Consider the following 14073-nt stretch of genomic DNA (forward strand, 5'->3'; position numbering starts at 1 on the left):
CCGGCTACGCGCTCGGCGGGAAGCGAGAAGTCGACCTCGATGCCCAAGCCCTCATCCTCGTTACAGTTTTCCTGATCAGCAGATTGCAGGCCATTCATGCACTACCCCTTCCTCGTCATTGATCCGCGCTCCGGCCTGCAATACCGCCTAACCGATACCGGTCTTGCCGAATTGTCCCTTGCCCCCATTTCTGCCGAATGGGCGCCGGGGCGTGCCATTGCCGAGGCGCCTGACCCGGTCTGGGCCGAAAGTCTTGCCAATGCGCCTGTCGAGACGATCTCGGCGGTGACCGCCGCGCTGACGGATCTTGTGCTGGCCACGCCGGATCTGAAGGTGCCGAACGTCGATCACCTGCCAGACAGCCGCGCCAAGCGGCATCTCTTGGCGCTGGTCGCGTTGTGGCAAAGGTTGGGGGATGCGCTGCCAGAGGGGCTGGCACCGATTTCCCATGTGCTGGCCCTGCCGCATGGGGCGTTCCTGGGCTCGTTGCCGGTGGTTGAAGGTTCGCTGGATCCTCTAGCTCCTGCGGCGCTGCAGGCGCTTTTTGCCCGGTTGCGGGACGAGTTCGGCACTGTTCCCGCAAGCGCCTATACGCCCCGGGCCGCAATCGGCAGCCGTCTGCACGCGCTGCAGGGCGGTGTTTCAGCGCAGGATATCGAGGCCGGGGTTCTGGATGACAGCCTCGCGTTCTATGGTCTGCGCGATCCCGCCGCCTGCGCCGATTTCGCCGCCGCCCAAGCCCGGGCGCTGATTGAGTCCGGCGTTTCGGCCCGTGAAATCGCCGTGCTGTCGGGCGATGATCTGCGCCAGATCGCGCGCGCTTTCTCAGCCCAGGGAGTGCCGCTCTCGGGCCTTCCGGGCCAATTACCCGAGCGAGATGTCATTGGCGAGACCGCGCTACATCTGGCGCTGGCCAAGCGACCGCCAACTCCGGCTATGGTCTTGGCGAGCCTCGCGCTTTCTCCTTTGATGCCCTGGGCGGCACAGACCGGACGCGATCTTGCCGAAAGCCTCATGGGTGGCGATTTCCGAGGCGCCATCCTCACGGACACGCCCGCACATAAGGAACTGTGGGACGATATCCGCGCCTCGGCCGGCAGCTTGCCGCAGCTGCGATTCCTGCTGGACCGGATCTGCGAGCGGATCGGAAAAGGCGATCAGGTCCGCGCGCGGCTGACTGTCCCCCCCGGCGAAGGCACGCCGGATTGGGAGATAATCCTGCGTGGCATTCAGATCGCGCCGCCCATGGTTGCGGACCCCGACCGCAATCTTGAAGGCGTCAGCCTCTGGTCCGCGCATGAAAGCCCGTGGCGCCCATGCCGCCATCTGATCGTCAGCGATTTCACCGACGGGCTTTACCCAACTCGCCCGCGTGCCAATCCGCTGTTTCTTGACAGCGAGATCGCTGCGATACACGCGGGAACCGGCGTTCACCTTCGCGGTCGGGCCGAGGGGCTGGCGCAAAGCCTCGCGTTACTTGATCAACAGCTTCAGGCGGTTTCCGGCAGCGTCACCTTCCTCATCCCATGGCGCGATCTGGCGGGCGGGCGCTTGCAACCTTCGGCCGGGTTGTCGCTGGTGGCGCGGGCGGTGGCGGGCGTTGAGGATGCCAGCGATCTGATCACCGATCTGTCGCGTCAGAGCCCTGCGGAATGGCCGATTGCGTATCACCATCTGATGCCGGTGTCGGAACCCGCGGAATTGCCTGAGGAGCTTACTTTCCCGGGGCATCACCTTCTGTCCCTTCGTCGGCGCGATGACGGCACCGCCAAACCGCAATCGCCCTCACGGCTCGAGACGCTGCTTGTCAGCCCGCTCGCCTGGCTTCTGGCCGAGGTTGGGGCCGAGGATATGTCTTGGTCGACCGAAGAACTCGACGTGATGGCAAGGGGCAATATCGCCCATGATGTCTTTGAGCATGTCTTCCTGAAGGATCAGCCGTTCCCGGAAACCGAGGCGCTGGCAGAACTGATCCCCGAGGCCTATGACCGCGCGCTCACCCGTCACGCGGGCTATCTGCGCAGCCCGTCATGGGAGATGGAGCGCCGCGGTTTGGAGCGTGAGATCATGGCGGCGGCCCTGCGCTGGCGCGACCACTTGCTGGCGCTCAATGCCAAGATCATCGGCAATGAAATCTGGCTGGCCGGTGAGGCGCATGGCATCAATCTGCATGGCAAGGCCGACGCGATCCTTGAACTGCCTGATGGTGCGCTCTTGATCATCGATCACAAGAAAAGCGGCACCAAGGGCCGGCGGCAGCGGATGGAGGCGGGCTGGGATCTGCAGGCAGGGCTTTACGCCGATATGATAGCGCGGCCCATGCGGCGCGAGGGTGACGGCATGGACCCGCTGATCGGCCGCAAGGTGGCGGTCGCCTATCACCTGATGAATGATGGCGGGCTGCTGACTTCGGGTCTGGTCTTGCCCGAGGGCTCGCCCGCTCGCGACATGGGCGATGCGGTGAATGCCGGGGCGGTAGCCAAGCTGGCGGAACGCTTGGCCGAACTTGGTGCAGGCCGGGTCGTGCTGAACACCTCTGAGGATGCGGCCTTCTTCAAGAAAGAAGCCGGCTTCACCCCCTATGCGCTGACCGATGGCTCGGCCCTGGTCACCGCCTTCATCCGCACGCTCGAGGAGGAATGACCATGGCCCCCGTCAATGCAGATCAAGGTCTGGTCATCGTTCCCGCGGGTGCCGGCGCGGGCAAGACCCACCGCATCAAGACCCAGCTGTCCGATTGGGTGAAACGCGGCATTGTCCGGCCCGAACGTATCCTTGCCGTCACCTTTACCGAAGCCGCGGCTGGCGAGTTGCGCGAAAGGATCCGTGCCGGCCTTCTGGCCGATGGACTGGTCGCCGAGGCGATGGCGGTCGAGCGCGCCTATGTCTCGACCATACATGGACTGGGCCTGCGGCTTTTGACCGAACATGCTCTGGCGGCTGGCGCCTCGCCGCAGCCGCGTCATCTGGGCGATGCCGAGCGGGATCTGCTGATCCGTCAGGCACTGGCACATGCCAAGGCGCTGGACCCGATCAAGGCCGCGCCCGAGCGGTTCGGTTACGCCCCGAACTTCGTGAAGGGCGAGACGGTCGAAGACAGTTTGCGCGCCCGGGTGCTATCGATGATCGACCTCTTGCGCGGCCTTGGGGACAAGGGGCGCGACGCTGGCCTGATCGCTCCGGCACTGACGCGGCTGGATGCGGTTTACGGGCCGGTTCTGGATGACCCTATCGCCGCGACCACCGCGTTGCAGACGGCCGTGCAGGTCATGATCGCAGCCTTTCCCGAGGGAGGCATGGCCGGGATCACCGCCAAAACCAATGTCGAGAAGCTGGAGAAAAACCTCGCGCTTTTCAAACGTGTTGATCGCGCGCCCGATCTTCTGGATTGGGATTGGCAGGTCTGGAACGATCTGCGCAGCCTGTTCATCTCTAACCGCTCCAGCAAGACGCCTGCGGGATATGACGACCTTGCCACGGCGATCATGGCGGCGGCGGATGTGCTGCCCTGCCATCCCGGCCCGCTGGCCGATGCTAAGCTGCACCTGTCCTGCCTGATCGCCTGCGCGCAAGAGGTGATGGCGGCCTATGAGACCCGCAAGAAGGCGCTCGGCCTGATCGACTTTGCTGACATGATCACCGGGGCTGAGCACCTGCTCCGCACCGACCTCGCCGTGCGGCAAGCGGTGCTGGACGAGATCGACTGTGTCATCATCGACGAATTCCAGGACACCAACCCCGTGCAATTCGCGCTTTTATGGCAGTTGGGCCAGCACGCGCCGCGCACACTGCTGGTGGGCGATGTCAAACAGTCGATCATGGGGTTTCAGGGTGCCGATCCGCGCCTATCGACAGCGCTGGCGGCGGCAAATCCCGATGCGACCCAGCCTTTGGACCGCAACTGGCGCTCGACCCCAGCCATCATGCAATTCGTCAATGCGATGGGGGCTGGCCTCTTTGGGCAGGGCTATAACCCGCTGGCGCCGACCCGCGATGCGGTCGCAGCTCCCGCGATCGAGGTTCTGAACGCTACGCAGGGACGGCGCTCACAAAAGTATTCGCAGCCCCCAGAACACATCGCCGAGCGCATCGCCCGTATCCTGACTGATACTGAGACCATCACCGACCGCCACACGAAGGCCGTCCGGCCGGCGCGGCCTTCGGATATCGCGCTCTTGGTCTGCCGCCACACCACCGCCGCCCGCTATGCCGAGGAATTGCGCGCGCGCGGCGTTCCGGTGCGGATCGCCGAGGATGGCTGGGCGAAAAGCCCGGTGATTGTTGCCGCCCGCGCCGCGCTGGCCTTTGCCGCCAATCCGGCGGATATCCATGCCGGGCTGCTCTTGCGCACGCTTGGCCCGGACCCGCTGCCCTTGCAGGAGGCGCTATCCGCCCAGATCGAAGGGCGGTTGGTGGATGACCCGGTGCTGATGCTGCTGGCCGCGCTCTCGGACATTCTGGCCCGCTCGCCAGTGGGGGCGGGGCTTGATCTGGTGCTGGATGCCGCCGACCTGCGTCTCTGGGCCGAACGTCAGCCCGATGCCGCCCAGTCCCGCGCCGATCTTCTGCGGCTAGAGGCTGAGGCGGGTGAGTTCGAAGCCGCGCATCGCGATCTCAAATCCGCCTCGGGGTTCCACGGCGAGACTGCCAAGGTCTTTCTCGGCTGGCTCGACGCCCGTGGGGGCGAGCGCGATTTCGACCGTCATCCCGATCCTTCCGCCAACAGCGCCGAGGCCGTGGAGATCGTCACCTGGCATGCCTCCAAAGGGCGGGAATGGCCGATCACTGTCGTCGCAGAGTTCGACTATGGTATCGAGGAACGTGCGGGGGCCACTGCGACCCGTTTCGATGCCTTGGACCGCATCGACGATATGGCGGTGGTGCTGGGGTCCGCGAGCCTGATCCACACGCCCGGCTTTGCCGCGCCCGAGGCGACCCGCCGTTTCATCGAAGACCGTCGCGCCGATTTTGAAGCCAATGCGAAAAACCTTCTCTATGTCGCTCTGACCCGTGCCCGTGACCGGCTGGTGCTGGAATGGCCGGGTTTTCTGAAGGACCGCGAAGAAGACGCGCCCGAGGCTACGAACCTGTTTCATATCCTGTCCGATACTTGCGCGCCGCAGATCGGGGCGGGCAGCCTGCGCATCAATGGCGTGGATTGCCCGGCGCTGATCACGCAACTGCCTGAAGAGGCGGGATTTACCGAGTACGCAGGCGGTGCGGCAGCGTCAGCGCTGCGATTCGGTGCCGCTGCGCCGTTGCCCGTGACACCGCTAACGCCCTGGCGGCTGCAGCCCTCGCAAACCCGTAGTGCGGGGGTACCGCCCGTGTCCCGCCGTATCAACATCGGAGCACCCTGGCCAAAGGCACTGAACGATGCCTACCGCGGCACAGCACTGCATCTGGCGCTGCGCACATACCTGACCCGGCCCGATCTGGCCCCGGCTTTGGCTCTCGCGACCGGGCTTGACGACGCCACTCTTGCGCTAGTGGCCGAGCGCGCCACGGCGCTGAAAGCCTGGCTTGCCGATCAGGGCTATACGGATCTGCGCGCTGAGATTCCGGTGCTTGGCCACACGCCCGAGGGTGCAGAGATCCCCGGTGCCCTCGACCTTCTCGCCATCGGCCCGGCAGGCGCGATGCTGATCGACCATAAATCCGGCGGCGGCGGTGACGGGTTTGGCCCCTATTGGCCACAGCTTTCCAGCTATGCCGGACTGTTGGCCGGACTATACCCGCAGCATCCGCTGCAGGGCGTGGCGGTGTTCTGGGTCGATCACGGTTGGCTGGAACTGGCAGATGAGGGCGCGTCAGCGGGAGCTTGCGCACAGGCCAGAGTTAACTGATGCCCTGGGGAATACTTGCGCCCGATACCGTGGTTTCGCAACGACGCCAGCAGAACCTTGGGCTTGCGGCGGCGGTTCGTCATTTCAATGACCGGGCGGTCCCCGGAATCGGCGGCATGTGGTTTCCCATGCCCATCCTTTGGTCGGTTCTGGCGATCTCTATCGCCGAGGAACTTGGTGTGCCGGCACTGCCTGTCGGCAACGCGGTCGAAGCGCGCGTCATGCTTGAAGTCATCGCGGGCCCGCAGGATCGCCGCGTGCGAGGGGCGAGGAAGATGCAGGGCTTGAAGGATAGCAGTTTCCACAATCTCAGGCGTCGCGGAACTTATGTGGTTCAGCCGATCCGCATGGCGATGGTGCAGCCTCTGGTCGCACTCGGGTTCGTGCAGGGCAGCCGCTACGGCGCGTTCCGCATACATAGCGCTGGCAGAGAGCTGTTGGAGCTGAATGCGATGAAAGAACCGCGCCGTTTGCTTGGTGCCTGGGCGCATGGCAGACAGCCACATGGCCTGAAGGAGGCCCTAGCAGTGCTTTCCCCGGTTGGGGCTGTCCCGGAAGCGGTGCGTAAACTGATCCTTGCCCGATTGCTCGACGGAAATGATCCCGGCTCGACCCGGCGCCGGGAGCTGGCGCGCCTCGGCACGGGCCCCAGTTCCACGCATTTGGACCAGGAAACCGCATTGGCGGGGGTTGCGCCGGATCACTGGTCGGATCTGCGCGCCGGAGCGGCTTTTATGGATATTCGCGATGCCGCGTTGACGGTGTTGGACCAGTTGGAACAGCACCTGCTGAAGCTTCGCGACGATAATCAGCCTGTGCGCCTGTCAGAAGCGGAGGCAGCCGAAGTCGCCGCCGAGCCGCTGAAACAATTGCGAGATCTGGCCTCGGCAAAAGGCGCGCTTGTCGATCAGGGCAATGAGGAGACTAGCCGCAGATTTATTGCGGAAATCCGACATCTGTCCGATCAACAGCTGATCCAGAGGCTGGCCGAGCGCGATTCTACCGTGATTTGTCAGCGCGAAGGCCACATTTTTCTCGGGCCGGCTGCGAGCGAGTTGCGGGGCAGCTCGGAGACCCAGGACGAGAACCGGCCCCCTCAGGACGAGGCCTTCGCGCCGCAGCTTTTCCGGCTGCACAATCTTCATTGTCTGGTGACAGAGCTGTCCGGAAAGGTGAACCCGGGCAGCCGTGACGCGGGATCGGAGGCCGTCTGATGCAGAACACGACGCTCTACTCCCTCTTCATGCCGCCCGAAGATTGTTATGGCGACTTTGGTCTTATGTGCGGCTTCACCGCGACGCGGCAGGTCCTGGGGCAGATCCGCCGAACATTCACAGGCGAGATGGCGCGCCCGGTGCTGGCCGCCTTCATCCATCCAACCATGAATGCGATCTCGGACGTTCCGGGACTTGCCTGGATGTGGATGCGCCTCGAGGGACGCGGCTACAACCTTCTCCATGCCAAGGTGGCGTTTCTGGGTTTTCGCAAGCGCGGCGGAGATGGCTATGTCATTCGCCTCGCTGTCAGCACGGGGAACTGGACACAGGATCCGCTTACTCGCAGCATCGACCTGTTCTGGTTGTCAACGGCGGAGCAAAAGTCGGCCATTCGGCGGCGTAAAACCAGGCCACGGTGTTACATGCCGGGGGGAGTGGCGTGAGGGCGTAGCCCGAAGGCCACTCCCCCCGGCATTGGCTTGATTTTCAGGGTCTGGTTTTGGCCTTTCGGGCCCGGCTGTGAGCGAGGCGATAGCTTTCGCCGTTCATCTCGAGGATGCTGACGTGATGGGTCAGACGATCGAGGAGCGCGCCTGTGAGGCGCTCGGATCCGAAGGTTTCAGTCCATTCGTCGAAGGGCAGGTTGCTGGTGATCAAGGTGGAGCCGCGCTCATAGCGCTGGGAGATCAGCTCGAACAACAGTTCGGCACCGGTCTTGGAGAGCGGTACGAAGCCCAGTTCGTCAATGATGAGCAGCTTGTATCCGGCCATCTGCTTCTGGAAGCGCAGGAGACGCCGCTCGTCGCGCGCCTCCATCATCTCGCTGACCAGCGCCGCCGCAGTGGTGAAGCCCACCGACAGTCCTTTCTGGCATGCTGCCAGCCCGAGCCCCAAAGCTACGTGCGTCTTGCCGGTGCCCGATGGCCCCAGAGCGATGGCGTTCTCACGCCGCTCGATCCACTCGCAGCGCGCCATCTCGAGCACCTGCATCTTGTTGAGCCTGGGGATAGCGGCGAAGTCGAAGCTGTCGAGGCTTTTGACGGCGGGGAAGCGCGCGGCCTTGATGCGCCGCTCGACCATACGACGCTCCCTGTCGATCATCTCCATCTCGACGAGACGGGCGAGGAAGCGGATATGATCGACGCCTTCAGCGGCACATTGCCGGGCGAGCTTGTGATGCTCTCGCAGGCACGTAGGCAGCTTGAGTGCCTTGAGATGGTGAGCGAGAAGAATCTCCGGTGCCTGATCGCTCATGCGGCCTCCTGCCTGTCGGACAGCAGGCTCATATAGGCTCTGGCAAAGGTCTTCTCGACCGTCGTGCGTGGCAGGAAGGGATAGACGTCCAGGTCCAGCCTGGGCGGCACGCGTTCGACCCGGCACAGGACCAGGTGCCTGACGGCATCGAAGCCGATGGCGCCAAGGTCGATGGCCTGTTCCACCGCCGCCTGGAGATCGGCGATGGTGAACGTTTCCAGCAGGCGCAGCACCTGTACATATTCGCGCCTGCCATGTTTGTGCATGCGCCCTTCCATCAACCGCTGGAGCGTCCCGAACGCTTCGGGCAGGTCCCAGCCCTGCAAAGGGGCCGCCTGGTCGAATGCGTTGATCTTCTGCTCAATCAGCGGGAGATAATGGAGCGGGTCGAAGATAACCTCCTCGCGGGCATGGCAACGCGGGTGACGGGCGATGACCTCGCTGCGGCATCCGATCACCACCGCATCGACATAGGCCCTGATCCAGACTTCCTGATGGCCCCAGGCCACCGGAACCGAATAATCGTTGGTCCTGTAGCGCACCAGGGATTGCGAGGAGACCCGCCCCCCGGTCTGATCGCAGGCCTCGAAGGGTGTAGCGGGCAGAGGCTGCATCGCCGCCAAATCGCGCTGCAAGCGCTCACCGATCGTCTCGCTCTCCCCGCGCACCTTGTCCTGCTGGCGCCTGCGGCATTGCTCCTCCAGCCACAGGTTGAACGCCTCCCAGGTCGGGAACTTCGGGATCGGCACCATGAAATTGCGGCGGCAGTAACCAACCAGCCCTTCCACATTGCCTTTCTCGTTCCCCTTGCCCGGGCGGGCATAGCGGTCGCGGATCACGTAATGCGACAGGAAAGCGCTGAACAGCGTGGCACGCTTGCGCGTGCCGTCTGGCAGGATCTTCGCCACCAGGCAGCGATCGTTGTCATAGACGATCGAGCGCGGCACCGCGCCGAAGAACGCGAAGGCATGGACATGTCCGTCCACCCAGGCCTCCGCCACCGCCGCCGGATAGGCTCGCACATAGCAGGCATCACTGTGCGGCAGATCGAGCGCGAAGAAGTAAGCCTTTTGCTCCACCCCGCCGATCTCCACCAGCGCTTCCCCGAAATCGGCCTGCGCATCTCCCGCCGGGTGCGCCAGCGGCACGAACATCTCCCGGCTGCGTTGCTCGCGCTCCCGGATGTAATCCTTGATGATCGTATAGCCGCCGGTAAAACCATGTTCGGTGCGCAAACGGTCGAATACCCGCTTCGCCGTATGGCGCTGCTTGCGCGGGACACCGCGATCCCCCTCAAGCCATCCATCGATGATCCCCACAAACCCGTCCAGCTTCGGGCGCTGCGGTGCAGACTGACGCCGGTAACCCGGCGGCGATGAAAACGACAGCATCTTGCGCACCGTATCGCGCGACACATTGAAACGCTTCGCCGCCGCCCGTTGGCTCATGCCATCCGCGCAAGCCAAACGGACCTGAAGATAAAGTTCCACGCTGTAGATCCCCACACCTCCCTGACTTGGCAGAAAGGCTTCAAGGTGGACGACTTTTACGCCGCCCGCAGCAGGACTATCCCGCCGCTAGCGTGGCCGAATATTGCTCCGCCGTTCTCATCTGGTCGATCGATCTGGACTCTGCTGTGCCTGACGCACAGGACATTGCCGATATCCGCGCTGCGCATGAGATGTTTGGATGGCTGCGCGAGCGGGCAGATTGCGCCCTGATCGAACGCAGTTTTGACGGGCACCGGCCAGACGCCCTGCTGGAGGCCGCGATCACAGCCTTGCCCACGTCATCCGCGCGTCCCCGCTTCATCGACAGCCGCAATCAGGCGCTGTTTCCTCAGGTGGTCGAGCGCCTGGGTACCAAAAAGAAGGCCGACCGTCTCATCCTCGGGTCTGGCTATTTCGAGAGCGACGGCGATGGTGCTGCTGGCCTGCCAGAGCGACTGCGCCGCGCATTGGTGCAGGAGAAATCCCTGACGAAAACAGCGGCTCTCGACCTGTTTCTCAACCCGTCCTCCTGTCAGGGGCTTGCTGCCCGGGCCGGTGCCTTGATTGACGCAGGCTGGAACTTGCGCCCTCCGCGCTCTGTCTTGCATGGAACTGATGGGTGCCTGCATGCAAAATTTGTGGTGCTGGCGTCGGGCGAGACCGAGGCCTCGGGACGGGCTTATCTTGGATCCGGCAATCTGAGCATGAACGGGTTTGAGCGTGCCGCAAGCGCCGGGGGAAACCTTGAGGCAGGTGTGATCGTCGATCTGCCGGGAGGACTGAAATGGCCGCGACGCAGAGACACGCGGAACGGTATCGCCGCTGTTTTTCCGATCCAGTTCACTGATGTGGTGACGCCCGAGGCCCTGCAGCAAGGGGAAGGCTTTGTGCGCCCCGATGAGCCAGAAACCCAGCCGCCAGTTGCGTGGTTTATATGGCAAGACGGGGTGCTCTCGGCCCCCGAAGACAAATCGGTGATGGTGATTGGTGTCGATGCGGCTCAGGCCCAGACACCTTGTCCATGGCCTGCACCGGCTCCAGCGATTGTGACCCTCGCGGAGGGCGGCTGGCGGCTGCCTGTCATTTCTTCCGGCGCACTTGTTGTCGCTCGCCCCTCCGATATGTCGGTCGAAGATATCCTTGCCAGCCTTGGATCATTTCCCGAGCCTGGTGATGCTGACAGCGAAGATGAGGGTGAGGAAGGCGAAGAGCCGCTCACCGACGCCTCAGATACCACCGAAGCTCCGCCAGCTGCCTATCCCATTCGCAGGATGATGGAACTTCTGGTGCGTCTTTGTGAGACACAGGCAAGGTTAGACCCGCGGGACTGGCAAAGGTGGTGTCGGGAGTTGCAACAGAAACTTTGCGCTATCGCGTCTCGCGAAAAAACGATGCTCGAGTTCTTCCGGAACGCCAGGGCAAATCCTCTGCCTGCTCTGGCAGATCCGCGTATGCGCCCGGAAGGGGTTTCGCCAGACCTATTGAGAGATGCGCTTTTGGCAGTGTCCGTCGCGTGGGAGCTCAGCGCTTACCCATCGCTCTGGGAACGGGAGGCCGCGTGATGGTGGACTGGAACGAAGTCGCGAGCATTCTGGATCGTATCGCAGGGACGTCTGATGATACCGTGCTAGATCATGGCCAGAAGGCGAGTGTCACAGAACTAGCGTGCCGTATCCGGGCGGGCCAACGCTCGGCCCTGTTGGCTGATGAGGTGGGTATGGGCAAGACCCGCATTGCGGCGGCGCTGATCGCAGCGGTGCGGGAGGCGGGCGGGCGCAGCGCCATTGTTCTGCCCGCGGGCCTTGGGGCACAATGGCAACAGGAACTGAAACGGTTCAACACCGACGACAAGACATTGCTGCCGCTGCGCAGCTATGATGGTTTCATCTCCGGTTTTTTGCACGATACCGATGCGGAGGGGAGCGCAAGACGGTTACACAGCCATAAGGAGTGGCTTTCGGATCGCCGCAAGCAGCGTGAGTTGCCGGAGAACGGCTGGGCCGCCGAAGAGATCATAATGATATCTCATTCCTTCGCGAACATGCAGTTTCCCAATCGTGGAGAAGGCCCCGCTGGAGGCTGGCGCCGGGAACTCTTACCCAACGTCGCCCGCCTGATTGACGGCCGACGGCGCAACTTCATGCGCGAAAATTTCCATTCGGGTGAGGTGGGCTATGTATATGCCAGTCGCCGTGCGGCGCGGCACATTGCCCAAACGATTCTGGACCACGAACTGCCGCGCGATGCCATTAACGGCGATCAGAAATGGCTTTCGGCGGACGATTACAAGAACAGGATCCTGCCGCTGATCGGCTATGGCCTGGGTCAGTTTGATCTCATAGTCGTTGACGAAGCCCACAAGGCGCGCGGCGCAGATTCAAGCCTTTCGCGCATTCTCGGCCCGGTAAGCTGGGAAGCGGATGATCCTTTTCGTCTGGGCATGACCGCAACCCCGGTCGAGCTGGACTCCAGCCAGTGGATCGACACGCTGGAGCGACTCAATGGTCGCGATGATGATCAGGATATTACTGCGCTCGCAGAGCTGACGGAATGGATCACCGGCTATGTGGATGTTGTTCGTCGGATTCAAACCGAAGAACTGGACGAGACGCTGACCGGGGAATTCGAGACCTCCGCCCGGCAGTTCTACGCAGCATTGCGACCACACGTCCTGCGCCGGGACAAACGAAGTGACCCCGAATTCTGCGTCTTCAAAGACAGTCATGGTGATTATCGTGAGGTCACCGATATCCCGGTTTCACCGGAGGCAGAGGGTTTTACCCGTGACTGGTTGCGCCGCTTTTGTGCGGCTGAGGCGCTGTCGTTACTCCCTCAGGATGATCCGCGTGTGAAACGGGTCAGGCTCGCCGTTGCCCAGGGGTATGGGTTCGGCTTTGGAGAGGATGAGGAAGACAGCCATTCTGGCATGACAGATGCAAACCTCGTTGGTCCGGCGGGGTTTTGGACGGAAGCTTTTACCGCTGAGAGCAACGACATCTATAGCCACCCTGCGATCCTGGCGGCAGTGAGACAAATCGAGGCCTATACACGGGCCGGCGAGAAAGTGCTCGTCTTCGGCAGGTTCCTGACGCCGATGAATGTGCTGACCAGACTGCTGGACGCGCGTGAGATGCTGCGTCGTTTGCGAGACGGACAGCACTGGCCTGCCAGTGGGATCGGGGAAAGCAATATAGCAGCCGTCATTGCGGCGATGAGAGATCCTGATCTTGCGGTGGCGGGTGGGGTCGACGAAATCGATGTGATGTTGAAAACCCGCTATCAGGAGTGGGCGAGCGAGCGACGGGCTGAACTCGCACGGCTTCATCGGGAGTTGGAAGACCTTGCGCTGGAGGGAGGAGCTGCTGCATTTCTGTCAGAGATTCTGCGCCATGAGGACGGCAAACAAGACCTTCAATTCGGGGCTTTGCTCGAGGCACTTGGTGGCAGGCGGGAAGTTGCGGGCGCTTCCTGGACGGGGCGGGAAATGCTCGGGCTGTTCGAAAAACTGCTCCTGGAGCTTGCCGGCGATGATGAAGCAGAGAACAACGATACGCAGAAAGCCCGGCTGGATGCCTGGCTGAACGATTATTCCGGGCGCGAGGGCAACTTCGCCAGGATGATGTCAGGTGCAACCGCACCGCAAACGCGGCGTATGCTGCAATCTGCATTCAACCGGTCGTCCAGTTGGCCGATGGTGCTCCTCGCGCAATCCCGCGTCGGGCGTGAGGGCCTGAATCTGCATGAGGCCTGTCGCACAGTGATTCTACTGCACGCGGAGTGGAATCCCGGCATTGTCGAGCAGCAGATTGGGCGTGTGGATCGCAAGAACAGTCTTTGGCTTCGCGAATGGCGGAAATGGAGGGATCATGGTGATGGTCTCCCGCCCCGCATTCGGGTTCACCCTGTTGTCGTCAGTGGCACATACGACGATCACAACTGGCAGGTTCTCAAGGCGCGTTGGCTGGAACTGAGGGCGCAGTTGCATGGCGATGTCCTGCGTCCCGTTCCAGGTCGGTCAGAGGTGATAGATGACAAACGAACCTGCGCTGACCGCGTTCGGCGCGCAGTGCCGGATTTTTCGCCGGGAAGACGTGGCGGTTGAATTGTAGTGTAACCGATACTCACGCTGCTGTTCGGAATAGGACGGAATGAAAGCTGCTATTTTTAGCAACCATTCTCCCCGAGTTGGATTTGGCGTTGATAGGAAAATGGATGTTAGTAGGTCGCAAGTAATGGTGGTTGCAGCCTCCCGCAACCATCTTTACC

Annotated in this window: 8 protein-coding genes; 6 read left to right on the top strand and 2 right to left on the bottom strand. The window is 62.7% G+C overall.

The genetic code is table 11. The features are described from left to right. Positions 1-96: 96 nt before the first annotated feature. The 4 genes from BES08_RS24095 to BES08_RS33105 are packed head-to-tail and all read left to right on the top strand — an operon-like array spanning position 97 to position 7506. Complete coding sequence (locus BES08_RS24095; protein ID WP_069709532.1) at positions 97-2643, top strand: PD-(D/E)XK nuclease family protein; 2547 nt, start codon at positions 97-99, stop codon at positions 2641-2643. A 2-nt stretch (positions 2644-2645) separates the two neighbouring features. Further along, positions 2646-5846: a UvrD-helicase domain-containing protein gene (locus BES08_RS24100; protein WP_258093370.1), complete on the top strand. Its 3201-nt coding sequence runs from the start codon at positions 2646-2648 to the stop codon at positions 5844-5846. Beyond that, the gene (locus BES08_RS24105) at positions 5846-7060 is read left to right on the top strand and encodes a hypothetical protein (protein ID WP_069709534.1); all 1215 of its coding nucleotides are present in this window, start codon (positions 5846-5848) and stop codon (positions 7058-7060) included. The genes BES08_RS24100 and BES08_RS24105 overlap by 1 nt, the downstream gene beginning before the upstream one ends. Beyond that, on the top strand, positions 7060-7506 hold the full coding sequence (locus BES08_RS33105; protein WP_069709535.1) for a hypothetical protein: 447 nt from the start codon (positions 7060-7062) through the stop codon (positions 7504-7506). The genes BES08_RS24105 and BES08_RS33105 overlap by 1 nt, the downstream gene beginning before the upstream one ends. Before the next feature lie 43 nt (positions 7507-7549). Here the strand turns inward: BES08_RS33105 and istB are convergent, their stop codons facing one another. Further along, positions 7550-8317, bottom strand: coding sequence for an IS21-like element ISSsp5 family helper ATPase IstB (istB, locus tag BES08_RS24115; protein WP_036531279.1), 768 nt, complete (start codon positions 8315-8317; stop codon positions 7550-7552). Then, complete coding sequence (gene istA / locus BES08_RS24120) at positions 8314-9807, bottom strand: IS21 family transposase (protein WP_081799279.1); 1494 nt, start codon at positions 9805-9807, stop codon at positions 8314-8316. The genes istB and istA overlap by 4 nt, the downstream gene beginning before the upstream one ends. Positions 9808-9899: 92 nt before the next feature. Here istA and BES08_RS24125 point away from each other — a divergent pair, with 92 nt between their 5' ends. Together BES08_RS24125 and BES08_RS24130 are read left to right on the top strand one after the other, a co-directional pair. Next, on the top strand, positions 9900-11369 hold the full coding sequence (locus tag BES08_RS24125) for a phospholipase D-like domain-containing protein (protein ID WP_231958352.1): 1470 nt from the start codon (positions 9900-9902) through the stop codon (positions 11367-11369). Continuing rightward, positions 11369-13909, top strand: coding sequence for a DEAD/DEAH box helicase family protein (locus BES08_RS24130; protein ID WP_069709536.1), 2541 nt, complete (start codon positions 11369-11371; stop codon positions 13907-13909). The genes BES08_RS24125 and BES08_RS24130 overlap by 1 nt, the downstream gene beginning before the upstream one ends. Positions 13910-14073 lie beyond the last annotated feature (164 nt).

It is taken from the genome of Novosphingobium resinovorum (assembly GCF_001742225.1).
Lineage (GTDB): Bacteria > Pseudomonadota > Alphaproteobacteria > Sphingomonadales > Sphingomonadaceae > Novosphingobium > Novosphingobium resinovorum_A.